Origin of the sequence: Micromonospora sp. NPDC023737, from assembly GCF_040639715.1 — a bacterium.
Classification (GTDB): Bacteria; Actinomycetota; Actinomycetes; order Mycobacteriales; family Micromonosporaceae; genus Micromonospora.
In genome coordinates this window covers 701,326-715,175 of record NZ_JBFAAL010000002.1, presented here as the reverse complement: position 1 = coordinate 715,175, position 13,850 = coordinate 701,326, and the positions used below count along the sequence as shown (strand labels likewise).

14 protein-coding genes are annotated in these 13,850 nt (G+C 72.2%); 1 reads left to right on the top strand and 13 read right to left on the bottom strand.

Features of this window, described 5'->3' with window-relative positions:
* Positions 1–53: 53 nt before the first annotated feature.
* Together AB0F98_RS08670 and AB0F98_RS08665 are read right to left on the bottom strand one after the other, a co-directional pair.
* A complete protein-coding gene (locus AB0F98_RS08670; protein ID WP_357730777.1) occupies positions 54–452 on the bottom strand; it encodes a hypothetical protein in 399 nt (132 codons plus the stop codon).
* A gap of 155 nt (positions 453–607) precedes the next feature.
* Positions 608–1,234, bottom strand: a complete 627-nt coding sequence (locus AB0F98_RS08665; RefSeq protein WP_357730774.1) for a disulfide bond formation protein DsbA — start codon at positions 1,232–1,234, stop codon at positions 608–610.
* Between the two features lie 218 nt (positions 1,235–1,452).
* Here AB0F98_RS08665 and pepN point away from each other — a divergent pair, with 218 nt between their 5' ends.
* Positions 1,453–4,002: an aminopeptidase N gene (pepN, locus tag AB0F98_RS08660; protein WP_357730771.1), complete on the top strand. Its 2,550-nt coding sequence runs from the start codon at positions 1,453–1,455 to the stop codon at positions 4,000–4,002.
* A gap of 138 nt (positions 4,003–4,140) precedes the next feature.
* Here the strand turns inward: pepN and AB0F98_RS08655 are convergent, their stop codons facing one another.
* From AB0F98_RS08655 to AB0F98_RS08605, 11 genes are all read right to left on the bottom strand, one after another.
* A complete protein-coding gene (locus tag AB0F98_RS08655) occupies positions 4,141–4,548 on the bottom strand; it encodes a DUF5130 family protein (RefSeq protein ID WP_357730768.1) in 408 nt (135 codons plus the stop codon).
* The gene (locus AB0F98_RS08650; RefSeq protein WP_355150853.1) at positions 4,535–4,825 is read right to left on the bottom strand and encodes a hypothetical protein; all 291 of its coding nucleotides are present in this window, start codon (positions 4,823–4,825) and stop codon (positions 4,535–4,537) included. The genes AB0F98_RS08655 and AB0F98_RS08650 overlap by 14 nt, the downstream gene beginning before the upstream one ends.
* Before the next feature lie 74 nt (positions 4,826–4,899).
* Positions 4,900–6,363: an amidase gene (locus AB0F98_RS08645; RefSeq protein WP_357730765.1), complete on the bottom strand. Its 1,464-nt coding sequence runs from the start codon at positions 6,361–6,363 to the stop codon at positions 4,900–4,902.
* 91 nt (positions 6,364–6,454) lie between these two features.
* The gene (locus AB0F98_RS08640; RefSeq protein WP_357730761.1) at positions 6,455–7,456 is read right to left on the bottom strand and encodes an amidohydrolase family protein; all 1,002 of its coding nucleotides are present in this window, start codon (positions 7,454–7,456) and stop codon (positions 6,455–6,457) included.
* Complete coding sequence (locus AB0F98_RS08635) at positions 7,456–7,980, bottom strand: 3-hydroxyanthranilate 3,4-dioxygenase (protein WP_357730758.1); 525 nt, start codon at positions 7,978–7,980, stop codon at positions 7,456–7,458. The genes AB0F98_RS08640 and AB0F98_RS08635 overlap by 1 nt, the downstream gene beginning before the upstream one ends.
* On the bottom strand, positions 7,977–8,405 hold the full coding sequence (locus AB0F98_RS08630; RefSeq protein WP_357730755.1) for a RidA family protein: 429 nt from the start codon (positions 8,403–8,405) through the stop codon (positions 7,977–7,979). Before AB0F98_RS08630 ends, AB0F98_RS08635 begins: the two co-directional genes overlap by 4 nt.
* A 135-nt stretch (positions 8,406–8,540) precedes the next feature.
* A complete protein-coding gene (locus tag AB0F98_RS08625) occupies positions 8,541–9,314 on the bottom strand; it encodes a fumarylacetoacetate hydrolase family protein (RefSeq protein WP_357730752.1) in 774 nt (257 codons plus the stop codon).
* 52 nt (positions 9,315–9,366) lie between these two features.
* The gene (gene dmpG / locus AB0F98_RS08620; RefSeq protein WP_357730748.1) at positions 9,367–10,428 is read right to left on the bottom strand and encodes a 4-hydroxy-2-oxovalerate aldolase; all 1,062 of its coding nucleotides are present in this window, start codon (positions 10,426–10,428) and stop codon (positions 9,367–9,369) included.
* Positions 10,425–11,414 carry an acetaldehyde dehydrogenase (acetylating) gene (locus AB0F98_RS08615; RefSeq protein ID WP_357730745.1) on the bottom strand — a complete coding sequence of 330 codons (990 nt, stop codon included), beginning with the start codon at positions 11,412–11,414 and terminating at the stop codon, positions 10,425–10,427. The genes dmpG and AB0F98_RS08615 overlap by 4 nt, the downstream gene beginning before the upstream one ends.
* Positions 11,415–11,457: 43 nt before the next feature.
* Positions 11,458–12,255: a fumarylacetoacetate hydrolase family protein gene (locus tag AB0F98_RS08610; protein ID WP_357730742.1), complete on the bottom strand. Its 798-nt coding sequence runs from the start codon at positions 12,253–12,255 to the stop codon at positions 11,458–11,460.
* Positions 12,256–12,349: 94 nt separating this feature from the next.
* Positions 12,350–13,831: a 2-hydroxymuconic semialdehyde dehydrogenase gene (locus AB0F98_RS08605; protein WP_357730962.1), complete on the bottom strand. Its 1,482-nt coding sequence runs from the start codon at positions 13,829–13,831 to the stop codon at positions 12,350–12,352.
* Positions 13,832–13,850 lie beyond the last annotated feature (19 nt).

Here is a 13,850-nt window from a genome sequence, read left to right as displayed (position 1 = left end):
GTCCATCAGGTGAAAGCGTCGGCCCGGACGGATCGGCCATCGCGGGCGGGCGGTCAGAAGCGGCGCTCGGCCGCGGTCCGGCGGTGCCGGCCGCCGGCGGGCGTGCTGATCGGGTCGGGTGCGCCCGCCGGGCGGGTGGCCGAGGTCGGCGCGGTCCGCCGGGCCGCCGTGGGGGCGGTGGTCGACGGGGCCAGCACGGCCGGCGTGGGCACCGCGCCGGGCGTCCGCCGGGTGCGGGTCGGCGCCGCGTCGGGCGGCGTCAGCCGGGACGTCGCAGCCACCCGGGCGACGCCCACCACGATCGGCGGTGCGAGCAGGTCCGCCACGTCCGTGGGCAGGTCGGGTCGGACCGCCGGCCAGCGGGAGTCGTCGACCGACCAGTACGCGGGGGGCTCGGCCGCCTCTTCCAGGTTCAGCGGATCGTCACCGGACACATGGCGGTGCTTGGCCATCGGAATGCCTCCACGAGCTGCGAACTCAGCGATTACGGCTGCGGCGGACATCCGGCCAAACGAGGTCGGCGGCGGGGCGGTGACGGGCGCGGTAACTGTGTTAACAGGGGCCCCCGCCCCGACGGAGACGATGACGAGGGCCCCTTCGCCGCGCCTCAGTCGAAGATCGGGTCGGCGTCGCGGGTCCGCTTCAGCTCGTAGAAGCCGGGGGTGCCGGCCACCAGCAGGACGCCGTCCCACAGCCGGCCGGCGGCCTCCCCCTTCGGAGCCGGCGTGATGACCGGGCCGAAGAACGCGACGGTGCCGCCGTCCGGGCCGGGGGCGTGGATGACAGGCGTGCCCACGTCCTCGCCGACCGGGCGCATACCGGCCTCGTGGCTGGCGCGCAGCGCCTTGTCGTACTCGGTGCTGTCGCCGGCCGCGGCGAGCGCCGGGTCCAGGCCGGCGTCGGCGAGCGCGGCGGCGTACAGCTCAGGGCCCCGCTTCTCCTTGCCGAGGTGGATCCGGGTGCCGAGCGCGGTGTAGAGGTTGCGCAGCGCTTCGCCGCCGTACCGCTGTTCCGCGGCGATGCAGACCCGCACCGGCCCCCACGCGGTGCTCAGGAACTCCTTGTAGCTCTCCGGCAAGTGGTCCCGGCCCTCGTTGAGCACCGACAGGCTCATCACGTGGAAGCGAATGTCCACGTCGCGGACCCGCTCGACCTCGAGCAGCCAACGAGACGTGATCCAGGCCCACGGGCAGGCCGGGTCGAACCACATGTCAACGGCGACACGTTCGGTCACGATGAGGTCCCTTCGAAACGAGGACGCCGATCGTCCGGCGTCTCTCTCGATCCTCACCCCGCGGGGCATCGACCGACAGAGGAATGAGACCGTGACCTCGGCCACCGCGCGAGGCCGGTGCATGGAAGACTCGGCTCCGGGCCGACCGCCACGAGCCGGTCGGTGAACGGGCGCCGCGCGGCGTACAGCGAATGGGATGGAGACGAACAGTGCCGGGAGTGCGCAACCTGACGCAGGTCGAGGCGACCGAACGGGCCCGCCTGCTCGAGGTGACCGGGTACGACATCACTCTGGACCTGTCGACCGCCGTGCAGGCGGCCGAGGGCCGTACCTTCCGGTCCACGACGGAGGTGCGCTTCCGCTGCGCCGAGCCGGGCGCGAGCACCTTCATCGAGGTGGCCGCCGACTCGGTGCGGTCGGCCACGCTGAACGGGTCCCCGGTCGACCTCGCCGACTGGTCCGCAGAGAATGGGCTCGCTTTGGCCGGCCTGCAGAGCGAGAACACGCTGGTCGTCGACGCCGACTTCGCGTACTCCCGCAGCGGGCAGGGCCTGCACCGCACCGTCGACCCGGTCGACGGCGAGACCTACCTCTACAGCCAGTTCGAGACGGCCGACGCGCAGCGGGTCTTCGCCTGCTTCGACCAGCCGGACCTGAAGAGTGTCTACACCTGGCGGGCCACGGTGCCGGAGCACTGGCGGGTCGTGTCCAACATGCCCGTCGACCGGGAGGAGCCGGCAGGCGAGGGGCTGAAGACCATCCACTTCACGCAGTCCGCGCGCATGAGCACCTACATAACCGCGCTCTGCGCCGGGCCGTACCACGAGGTGCGCGACAGCCACGACGGCATCGACCTGGGCGTGTTCTGCCGGGCCTCGATGGCGCAGTACCTGGACGCCGACGACCTCTTCCTGATCACCAAGCAGGGCTTCGACTTCTTCCACGAGCAGTTCGGCGTCCGCTACCCGCTGCCGAAGTACGACCAGCTCTGGGTGCCCGACTTCAACGCCGGCGCGATGGAGAACTTCGGCTGTGTCACGCACGCCGAGTCGCACTACATCTTCCGCTCCCAGGTGACCGACTTCGAGTACGAGCAGCGGGCCAACACGATCCTGCACGAGATGGCCCACATGTGGTTCGGTGACCTGGTCACCATGCGGTGGTGGAACGACCTGTGGCTCAACGAGTCGTTCGCCGAGTGGGCCAGCCACTGGTGCAACACCCACGCGACCCGCTTCCGTGAGGCGTGGACGACCTTCCTGTCCATCCGGAAGAACTGGGGCTACCGGCAGGACCAGCTCTCCTCGACCCACCCGGTCTACACCGAGATGCCGGACATGGAGGCCGTCGAGGTCAACTTCGACGGCATCACGTACGCCAAGGGCGCCAGCGTGCTCAAGCAGCTGGTGGCGTACGTCGGTGAGCAGCCGTTCCTGGCCGGGCTGCGCGCGTACTTCGGCAAGCACGCCTGGGGCAACGCCACCTTCGACGACCTGCTCTCCGAACTGGAGGCGGCCTCCGGCCGGGAGCTGCGGAAGTTCGCCGCCCAGTGGCTGGAGACCGCTCAGGTCAACACGCTGCGTCCGGAGGTGACCGTCGGCTCGGACGGCACCTACCAGCAGGTGGTCGTGCGGCAGGAGGCGCCGGCCGACTACCCGACGCTGCGTACCCACCGGATCGGGGTGGGCCTCTACGACCTGACCGACGGGCGCCTCGTCCGCCGGGACCGGCTGGAGGTGGACGTGGTCGGCGAGCGGACCGAACTCGGCGACCTGGCCGGCGTCCGGGCGGCCGACGTGCTGCTGCTGAACGACGACGACCTCACCTACGCGAAGCTCCGGCTGGACGAGGGCTCGATGGCCAACGTCGTGCAGCACATCGCCGGTTTCGAATCGTCGCTGGCTCGGGCGCTCTGCTGGACGGCCGCCTGGGACATGGTCCGCGACGCGGAGCTGGCGGCGCGGGACTACGTTGCGCTGGTGCTGGCCGGGCTGCCCGCCGAGAGCGACATCAACCTGGTCACCGCCACCCTGCGGCAGGCCACCACGACGCTCACCCTCTACGCCGACCCGGCCTGGGCGCCGACCGGTTGGGCGGAGCTGGCCCGTACCGCGAAGACGGCGCTCGCCGCCGCCGAGGCGGGCAGTGGCTTCCAGCTCGCCTGGGCCCGGGCCTACGTCTCGGCGGCCCGCTCCAGCGAGGATCTGGCGACGCTGCGGGGTTGGCTGGACGGCACGGACGTGCCGGCCGGCCTGACCATCGACACCGAGCTGCGCTGGAGCCTGCTCGCGTCGCTGGTCGCCAACGGCGCGGCCGGACCCGCCGACGTGGACGCCGAGCTGGCGCGCGACCGGACGGCGAGCGGCGAGCGCGAGGCCGCGTACGTGCACGCGCTGGTGCCGACCGCTGAGAACAAGGCCGCTGTCTGGGCGCAGCTCACCGGTCCGGAGGCGCTGCCGAACTCGCGGAACCGGGCGCTGCTGCAGGGCTTCACGCACCCGACGCAGGTCGAGCTGGTCGCGCCGTACCGGGAGAAGTACTTCGCGGCGGTCGGCCAGGTCTGGGCCAGCCGGGACAGCGAGCCGGCGCAGGAGTTCGCCCAGCTCGCCTACCCGACGTACCTCGTGGAGGACGACACGGTGGCGGCCACCGACGCCTGGCTGGCCGGCGACGGTCACCCGGCGCCGCTGCGCCGGCTGGTCGCCGAGGGACGCGACGGCGTGGTCCGCGCGCTCAAGGCCCGCGCGCGCGACACCCGCAGCGCCTGACGCGGAAAGCACCGGCCCGGGGCCGGCGTGGGCTTCGAGTCCGCGTCGGCCCCGTGCCGTTTTCGTGGTGAAGCCGGGGACCGGACAACGGAAAAGCCCGGTCCGCGCGAACGCGGACCGGGCTTCGTCGTACGAGGGTCAGCCTCGGCCGGCGTGGCTGGCGAGCTGGTCGAGGCCGTTGATGATGCCGCCGGCCAGGTCACCGAGGCCGAAGGCCGCCACCATGGAGAGCGCGGCGAGCCTGGCGTACGTGTCCGGGATCCGCTTACGCGCGTGCCGGCCGGTGACGACCTCCAGCCGTCGCTGGTTCGGCGACACCGCGATCAGCACCGAGCGGTCCGGGTCGGCGAGCTGACGGTGCAGCCGCTCCGCGTGCTCACGGATCGGCTCGTCGAGGCCACCGACGAAGACCGAAAAGACGAGGCCGGTGCCCTGGTCGGCCAGACGGAGCGCCTCGTCGATGCGCAGCAGCTGCCGAGTCGAGAACGGGCCGTCCAGCACCTCCGGCGGGTTGCCCCTACGGACCTGCGCCTCACCAACGGTCACTTGCGCCTCCGGTTCCACCGGCCGGCGTCTCACGGCCGGCCTGCTCCTGCTTTCGGCTGGTCAGCGCCGGTGCCAGCGCGCCGGCGGCCAGGGCGGTGCCGGCCGAGTCGGCCAGCTGCTCCGGACGGCCCAGGAACCAGACCGGAGTGAAGTCGAAGGGCCGGCCCGGCCGGTAGCGCTTGGCGCCGCCGCCACCGCCATTGCCGCGGCTGGCGGCGTACGCCAGGCCGCCGATCACCAGTATGGCTGCCGCCGGGATGCCGACGAAAACCAGCAACGTGTCGGTAACAGACAATCCCAACGCCCCCAGGCGGAAGAAGAGACCTCAGGCATCAAGGTCGGTGGACAGGTTCAAGGCGTCAACCGCCCGACTCCGCTGCCATTCACGTTAGCGGAGTCGACGGCTCGCCAGATCGCGGGGTGCCGATCCCAACCGCCACTCAAGTTCTCCAATTCCGCAGCGGTAGCGATCAGCCGCGCGTCGTCACCGTACCGACCGGTCAACAGGATGCCCACAGGTAGTCCCGTCCCAGTCGTCCCTACCGGCAACGAGACGGACGGTTCTCCCGTGACGTTGAAGATGGCGCAGTACGGCGAGAACCGGCGTTGCCGGTCGAAATCCGCCGCCGGGTCACCACCGGAGGTGAACCAGCCGACCGGCGCCTGGGGGGCGGCGAGCGTGGGGCACAACAGCAGATCACAGTCGGCGGTACGGCGAGCCCCGAGACGCACCTGGGCCTGGAGTTCGCCGAGCGTGGCGGAGAGCATGCCCGCCGAGACCCCCGCGCCCCGGTCGCGCAGGAACCGGGTGAGCGGCAGCAGTTCGCTCTCCCGCTCCGGCGGCACCGGAGAGAGCGCCAGTACGTACCAGACGACCTCGAACAGCGGCCACGCCGCGGGCCCGAGCGGCGGCGGCACGTCGACCACCTCGTGACCGGCGGCGGCGAGCAACTCGGCGGCCCGGTCCACCGCGGCCACGCAGTCGGGGTGCACCGGCTCCTCGGCGAGCATCGGCGCGGTGAACCGCCCGATCCGCAGCCGGCCCGGGGCGGCTGCGCGGGCCGCCGCGAGGTAGCCCCCGGGCGGCGGTCCGGGCGACAGGTAGGGCTCGCCCGGCACCGGCTGCGCCAGCACGTCGAGCAGGGCGGCGACGTCGGTGACCGTACGCCCGATGGGGCCGTGGGTGGGCAGGCCGAACGCGCCGAAACCGAGCGGGCCGCCGGAGACCACCCCGCGGCTGGGTTTGTAGCCGACCAGACCACAGAGCCCGGCGGGGATGCGCAGCGAGCCGCCGCCGTCGGAGCCCTGTGCCACCGGCACCAGCCCCGCCGCCACCGCGGACGCCGCACCGCCGCTGGACCCGCCGGCGGTGTACGAGAGGTCCCACGGGTTGCGCGCCGGAGGCGCCACCAGACCCTCCGAGTAGAGCGAGCAGCCCAGCTCGGAGGTGGTGGTCTTGCCGAGGCTGATCAGGCCGGCGGCCCGGATGAACCGGACCACGTCGGCGTCGACCGGTGGCACGAAGTCGGCGAAGGCGGCCGAGCCGAAGGTCGTCCGTACCCCGGCGGTCAGCGTCAGATCCTTGATAGCGGTCGGTACGCCGTGCAGCGGCCCGCGCTCGTCCACCGGTACCGCGTCGGCGGCCCGGGCCGCCTCCCGGGCCGGCTCGGCGGTGACGGTGACGAACGCGCCGACGGTGTCACCGAGCGCCGCCACCCGCGACAGGTGGTGCTCCACCAGTTCCACGCTGGACAGCTCGCCACGGGCGATCGCGGCGGCCTGATCCAACGCGGTCAGGTCGTGCAGCTCGGCCATGCCCTCATCCTGCCCGTCCGGGTGCCGTCGGGCGCGAAAGACACGGAAGCGTTCTCCGAACGCTCCGGCACCGGACGGGCCGGCCGGCCCGCTAGCGGCCGAGGAAGCGCAGGGCGTTGCCGGACAGCAGCTTCTGCCGCTGGTCGTCGGTGAGGAAGTCCGCCCGATGGACCACCTGCCCTACCGGTCGCTCGCCCAGCGGGTACGGGTAGTCGCTGCCGACCAGCACACGGTCCTCCCCCATGGTGTCGACCAGCAGCCGCAACGCCGCCGGGTCGAAGACCACCGAGTCGACGCAGAACCTGTCGACGTACGTGCTGGGCGGCGCGGTGGAGGCCCCGCGCACCAGGTCACCGCGACGGTGCCAGGCGTTGTCGGCACGGCCGAGCCAGAACGGGAAGCTCCCGCCGCCGTGCGCGAAGCAGATCCGCAGTGTGTCGGGCACCCGGTCGAAGACCCCGCCGAGGATCAACGCCAGCACCGACAGGTGCGTCTCGGCCGGCATGCCGGTCAGCCAACGGGCCATCCAGCGATCCAGTCGAGGCCCGCCCGGCATGTCCCACGGATGCACGAAGACGGGGGCGCCCACCTGGGCGCAGTGCGTCAGGAACTGCACGATTCCGGCGTCGTCGAGGTCACGGTCGCCGACGTGGTTGCCGATCTCCACCCCGACGTGCCCGGCGGCGAGACAGCGGTCCAGCTCGGCGCAGGCGAGGTCGGGGTCCTGCAACGGCACCTGGCAGAACGGCACCAGCCGTCGCCCGCCGGCGGCGGTCACCTCCAACGTCAGGTCGTTGAAGATCCGGGCCACCTTCGCCGCCTGGCCGGCCGGCCGGTCGTAGCTGAAGAAGACCGGCGTGGGCGAGACGACCTGCACGTCGACGGCGTCCGAGTCCATGTCGGCCAGTCGGGTCGCCGCGTCCCAGCACTCCGCGCCGACCGGCCGGAACTCCGTCTCCCCCACCATGATCATGGCGGCGCGCTCGGAGTCGATCCGCAGCCAGGGCCAGCCGGACCCGCCGCACGCGGCGGCGAGGTCCGGCCACCCCTTCGGCACGACGTGTGTGTGCACGTCGACCACCGGTGCGCGCATCAGCCCTTGCCCGGGTGCAGCGCGCCGCAGCCGGCGCAGGTACGCGCCCTCTCGTCGGCGTAGAACGCCTGGAAGACCGGGGGCAGGTCGGCGGCGATGTCACGCACCTGCAACTCGACCTCATGCACCTTGTGCCCGCACTCCTGGCAGTACCACTGGAACTTCTCCAGGGTGCCCTCCTCGCGGACCCGCTCCACGACCACGCCGATCGAGCCGGCCTCCGGACGCTGCGGCGAGTGCGGGGTGTTGCGCGGCAACATCCACATCTCTCCTTCGCGCACGTGCACCGTACGCGGCCCCTCCGGGAGCATCAGGTTGATGTGCATGTTGCCCTTGACCTGGTAGAAGAACTCCTCGTACGGGTCGACGTGGTAGTCGGTCCGCTGGTTCGGGCCGCCCACGACCATCACGATGAAGTCGTCCCGGCCGGGGAACATCTCCTTGTTGCCCACGGGGGGCTTGAGCAGGTGCTGGTTCTGAGCGATCCAGCCCGGAAAGCTGAACGGCTCGGCGATGTCGCTCACGACTGACCTCCTGAGGGAAGAAGGGCCACGGCCTGAATCTCGATGAGCAGGTGCGGGTGGGGCAACTGGTGCACGGCGACGGTGGTCCGGGTGGGGCCCGTGGCGTCGAAGTACTCCGCCCACACCTCGTTGTAGCCGCCGAAGTCGTTCATGTTCACCAGGTACGACGTCACCTGGACCAGGTCGGACAACTCGGCGCCGACCGACCGGAGCAGATCTGCGATGTTCTCGATGACCGCACGTGTCTGCGCGCGGATGTCCAGGTTGGTGGTGCCGAACTCGTCCACCTCCACGCCCGCGAAGGTGTTGTCCGGACGCCGGGACGACGTACCGGAGACGAAGACGAAACCACCCGCGACCTTGACGTGCGGGAACGCCCCGCGCGGCACGGCCTTGCCCGCCACCACCCTGGCACCCTCACCCATGATTCCCACCCCCCGGCACCACGACGGACGGCACCCGCCGGGCCACGTCAGGGGTTCCGCGCAGGCCGACCGGCGCAGGGATCAAGCCTGACCGCCCGGAACCGGTCGGTCTGCCCGGAGCCCCCACCCCGCAGATCACGATGACGCCCGCAGCGTCGCCGTGCCGAGCTTCTCGACGACGGCCCGGACATGCGCGCCCGGACGCAACGGGACGGCGGCGGTCGCGGCACCGGCGAGGAACAGCCACCCCTCACGCAGCCGCACGCCGTGCCGGCCGGCCAGCCGGATCCCCTCGTCGAGGGCGCGGCGCGGGTCGCCGAGGATCGCCGCGGTCGAACCGACCTGGGCCACGCGACCGTCGATCTCCAGCAGCACGCCCAGGTTCTCCAACCCGTCCGGCACCGGCGACCAGGGGCCGACCACGAAAGCCGCGGCCGACGTGTTGTCGGCGACGACGTCGGGCAGCGAGAACGTGAAGTCCGCGTACCGCGAGTCGATCAGCTCGATCGCCGGCGCGACCGCGCGGACCGCGTCGGTGAAGTCGCCGACCGGCTCGCCCGGCTCGGGGAGGCGGTCCAGCAGGAACGCCACCTCCGGCTCCACTCGCGGGTGGATGTACGCCCCGGAGTCGACGGTGCCGCCGTCGGGCACCCGCATGACGTCGGTGAGCCGGCCCCAGATCACCTCGTCCACGCCGACCTGGGCCATCTTCGCCCGGCTGGTGAGCCCCATCTTGAGCCCGACGAGTCGCTCCCCCCGGTCCAGCCGGCGCTGCAGAAGCGCTGTCTGCACCGCGTACGCGGCGTCGACGTCGAGGCCCGCCTCCGCGGCGAGCTGTCCGATCGCGGTGGCGGTCTCCGCGGCGAGGCCGAGCCGCTCGGCGATCCCCGCGACGTCCGGCCCGATCATGCCGACTCACCCCTCGTCCGTGCGGTCCGCCGGCGTGGTTCGTCCCTCGCGTTCACTTGCCCTCCCGGCCGGCGAGGTCCAGTGCCACGTCGACGATCATGTCCTCCTGGCCGCCGACCATCCGGCGCCTGCCCAGCTCCACGAGGATGGAGCGGACGTCCACCCCGTACTTCGCCGAGGCACGCTCGGCATGGCGCAGGAAGCTCGAGTAGACGCCGGCGTACCCGAGTGAGAGCGTCTCCCGGTCCACCTGCACCGGCCGGTCCTGCAACGGCCGGACCAGGTCGTCCGCCGCGTCCATCAACGCGAACACGTCGCAGCCGTGCTTCCAGCCGTGCAGCTCGGCCACCGCGACGAAGACCTCCAGCGGGGCGTTGCCCGCGCCGGCGCCCATCCCGGCGAGCGAGGCGTCCACCCGGACGGTCCGCCCGTACGGCGCGTCGGGCCCGGCCGGCCCGGACCCGGCGATCCGGCCGTGCTCGACCGCCGTAACGCTGTTCGCCACGCCGAGCGACAGGTTGTGGTGCGCGTGGATGCCGATCTGCGTCTCCGGCTCCAGCACCTGCCGGTACGCGTCGACCCGCTCGGCCACGTCCGACATCAGCAGCCGGCCACCGGAGTCGGTGACGTAGACGCAGTACGCGCCGTACGACTCCATGAGCTTGGCCTGGGCGGCCAGCCCGGCCGGGTCGTTCATGTGCGACATCATCAGGAACCCGGAGACGTCCATGCCGTTCTCGCGGGCCCACGAGATGTGCTGGGCGGAGATGTCCGCCTCGGTGCAGTGGGTGGCGATCCGCACGCTGGTCACCCCGAGCGCGCGGGCGGCCTTCAGGTCGGCGATGGTGCCGATACCGGGCAGCAGCAGCGTGGTCAGCTTCGCGTCCGTCAACGCCTCGGCCGCCGCGGCGATCCACTCGGCGTCGCTGGCCGCGCCGTGACCGTAGTTGACGCTGGAACCGGCGAGACCGTCGCCGTGGGCCACCTCGATGGCGGCCACACCGGCCGCGTCGAGCGCCGCGGCGATGGTGCGTACCTGGTCGACCGTGTACCGGTGGGCGATGGCGTGCATGCCGTCGCGCAACGTCACGTCCTGGATGTACAGCTCGGTCACGCGGTCACCTCACTGTTCACGGCTGCGGAGCCCCGCTCCGCCGCGCTCACGGCCAACCCAGCGGCCACGGCTTCGCGCCGCGCCACCACCCGTTCGGCGGTGCGCAGCGCCGCCGAGGTCATGATGTCCAGGTTCCCGGCGTACTCGGGCAGGTAGTGCCCGGCGCCGGAGACCTCCAGGAAGACCGAGACCTGCAGGCCGAACAGGTGGCAGCCGAGCGACGGCACGTACGTGTCCACCCGGTCGAACTGCACGTCCTGCTTGAGCCGGTAGCCGGGCACGTACTCCTGCACGGTCGCCACCATCTCCGCGACGGAGGCCGAGATCGCGCCGGTGTCGGCCTCCGGATCCGGGCAGAGGCAGTAGACCGTGTCCCGCATCAGCAGCGGCGGGTCGGCCGGGTTGAGCACGATGACGGCCTTGCCCTGCTCGGCGCCGCCGACCACCTCGATGGCCCGCGCGGTCGTCTCGGTGAACTCGTCGATGTTCGCCCGCGTGCCCGGGCCGGCCGACCTCGAGGAGATCGAGGCGACGATCTCGCCGTACGCCACCGGCGTCACCCGGCCCACGGCCGCGACGATCGGCACGGTGGCCTGGCCGCCGCAGGTGACCATGTTGAGGTTGCGCTCGTGCAGGTGCTCGTCGAGGTTGACCGGCGGCACCACGTACGGACCGATCGCGGCCGGGGTCAGGTCGATGACGGTGCGCCCGTGCGCGGCCAGCACCGCGTCGTTGCGCCAGTGCGCGCCGGCCGAGGTGGCGTCGAACACGACCTCGACGTCGGCGAACTCCGGCATCGCGACCAAACCGTCCACCCCACCGGCGGTGGTGGCCACGCCGAGCCTGCGGGCCCGGGCCAGGCCGTCGGACTCCGGGTCGATGCCGGCCATCGCCACCATGCGCAGGCTGTCACTCAGCCGCAGCACTTTGATCATCAGATCGGTCCCGATGTTGCCGGAGCCGATCACCGCCACCCCGACACTCATCGCGCCAACCTTTCGTTCGCGACCGCGGGGCTCGCAAGCTCTTTCACCGGTCACCGTCCTTTGTGAAGCAGGTACGTACCGAGCCGAGGCCGGAGATCCGCGCCTCGTAGGCGGCGCCGGGCGTGACCGGCACCATCGGGCCGAGCGCCCCGGAGAGCACCACGTCCCCGGCGCGGAGCGGGTCGCCCGAACGGGCCAGGGTGCGCGCGAGCCACTCCAGCGCGTGCAGCGGATTGCCCAGGCAGGCCGCGCCGGCGCCGACCGAGACCGGCTCCCCGGCCTGCTCGAGGACCATGCCGCAGAGCCGCAGGTCCACGTCGGAGAGACGACGCGGCGTGGCGCCGAGCACGAAGAGCCCGCTCGAGGCGTTGTCGGCCACGGTGTCGACGATGGAGATGTCCCAACCGGCGATCCGGGAGGCGACGATCTCGATGGCCGGCAGCAGGTGATCGACCGCGCGGATCAGGTCGGCGGTGGTGATCCGTTCGTCGGGCAGGTCGGCCCCGAGCACGAAGGCGACCTCCGCCTCCACCCGGGGTTGGAGCAACCGTCCCATCGGCACCTCGACGCCGTCCGGGACCGCCATGTCGTCGAAGAGCACGCCGAAGTCCGGCTGGAAGACGCCGAAGCTCTCCTGCACCGCGCGGGAGGTGAGCCCGATCTTCGCCCCCACCCGGCGGTGGCCCGCGCCGAGCCGCTGCCGGGTGTACACCTGCTGCGCCTGGTAGGCCGACTCGATGTCACCCTCGGGCAGCAGCCGTCCCCGCAGGGGCGGGCACGGCTTGCCCTCCTGGCGGGCGCGCACGAGTTCGCGGCTCGCCGCTTCGATGTCGACGGTCATGCCCGCTCCTCGATGCGTACGGTGGCGACGCGGCGCATTCTGCCCGCCGCGCCCACTCGCGGTGCCCCGCGGACGAGCCGAACGGCCGGCCCGCTCATGCGAGGTCCACGCAGACATTGGTGAGTTCGGAGTAGAAGTCCAGCGAGTGGATGCCGCCCTCGCGGCCGATGCCGGACGCCTTCACACCGCCGAACGGGGTGCGCAGGTCGCGCAGGAACCACGTGTTCACCCAGACGATGCCGGCGTCGAGCCGGACACCGGCCCGGTGCGCCCGGCCCACGTCCCGCGTCCACACCGTCGCCGCGAGGCCGTACTCCGTGCCGTTGGCCAGCGCGTACGCCTCCTCCTCGTCGTCGAACGCCGCCACGTGCACGACCGGCCCGAAGATCTCCTCGCGGTTCGTCCGGGCGTCCGGGCTCAGCCCGGTCAACACCGTCGGCTGCACGTACGCCCCGCCGTCGCGGGCGTCCCCGAAGCGTGGCGTGCCGCCCCCGGCAAGCACCTGCGCGCCCTCGGCGCGGGCCAGGTCGTAGTGGCCGAGCACCTTGGTGCGGTGCCCGTGCGAGATCAGCGGCATGGTGGCGGTGGCCTCGTCGGTCGGCCAGCCGTACGCCAGTTCACCCGCCCGCTCCGCGAGCCGTGCGGTGAACTCCTCGAAGACCGGCCGCTGCACGTAGATGCGTTCGGTGCAGAGGCAGACCTGTCCGCCGTTGGTGAAGCTGGAACGCACCGAGCCGGCGACCGCCGCGTCCAGGTCGGCGTCGGCGAAGACCAGCCCGGCGTTCTTGCCACCGAGCTCGAAGCTGACCGCCTTCACCCCGTCGGCGGCGGCCCGCATGATGGCGCTGCCGGTGGCCGATTCGCCGGTGAACGTGATCGCGTCGACTCCCGGGTGCCGGGTGAGGTGCTCCCCCGCCGAGTCCGGGCCGAAGCCGTGCACCAGGTTGAACACCCCCGCCGGTACGCCCGCCGCGGCCATCACCTCGGCGAGCAGCGTCGCCGAGGCGGGGGTCTCCTCGCTGGGCTTCACCACCACCGCGTTGCCGCAGGCCAGGGCCGGCGCCACCTTCCAGGTGAGCAGCAGCAGCGGCAGGTTCCACGGCACGATGACAGCCACCACACCGACCGGTTTGCGTACGGCGTAGTTCAGTGCGCGCCCGCCGGTGGGGGTGACGGTGGTGAACGACTCGGTGGGCGCGGTCGCGACGATCTCGGCGAAGGCTCGGAAGTTCGCGGCCCCGCGCGGGATGTCGAGCGTACGGGCCTGCGAGATCGACTTTCCGGTGTCGGCCACCTCGGCGGTGACCAGGTCGTCGAAGCGACGTTCCAGCTCGTTGGCGACCCGGCGCAGCACCTCCGCGCGCTCCCGCTCGCCCATCCGGCCCCACGGGCCGCGCAGCGCCGCCCGGGCGGCGGTCACCGCGTCGTCCACGCAGGACGCGTCGGCCTCCGCTACCTCGAAGACCGGGTCGCCGGTGACCGGGCTGGCCTTGGTGAAGCGCCGTCCCGAGTCGACGAACTCACCGGCGACGAAGTTGCGCAGCAGGCTCGGCCCGTCCGACGCCCGCCCGGTCATCAGCCGGGGATCCCACCTG

What these genes read in the sequence shown, in the direction of transcription:
- AB0F98_RS08670 (WP_357730777.1), bottom strand. Translation starts at nt 452, where the DNA reads ATGGCCAAGCACCGCCATGTGTCCGGTGACGATCCGCTGAACCTGGAA.
- AB0F98_RS08645 (WP_357730765.1), bottom strand. Translation starts at nt 6,363, where the DNA reads ATGGCCGAGCTGCACGACCTGACCGCGTTGGATCAGGCCGCCGCGATC.
- AB0F98_RS08640 (WP_357730761.1), bottom strand. Translation starts at nt 7,456, where the DNA reads ATGCGCGCACCGGTGGTCGACGTGCACACACACGTCGTGCCGAAGGGG.
- AB0F98_RS08630 (WP_357730755.1), bottom strand. Translation starts at nt 8,405, where the DNA reads ATGGGTGAGGGTGCCAGGGTGGTGGCGGGCAAGGCCGTGCCGCGCGGG.
- AB0F98_RS08625 (WP_357730752.1), bottom strand. Translation starts at nt 9,314, where the DNA reads ATGATCGGGCCGGACGTCGCGGGGATCGCCGAGCGGCTCGGCCTCGCC.
- AB0F98_RS08615 (WP_357730745.1), bottom strand. Translation starts at nt 11,414, where the DNA reads ATGAGTGTCGGGGTGGCGGTGATCGGCTCCGGCAACATCGGGACCGAT.
- AB0F98_RS08610 (WP_357730742.1), bottom strand. Translation starts at nt 12,255, where the DNA reads ATGACCGTCGACATCGAAGCGGCGAGCCGCGAACTCGTGCGCGCCCGC.
- AB0F98_RS08605 (WP_357730962.1), bottom strand. Translation starts at nt 13,831, where the DNA reads ATGACCGGGCGGGCGTCGGACGGGCCGAGCCTGCTGCGCAACTTCGTC.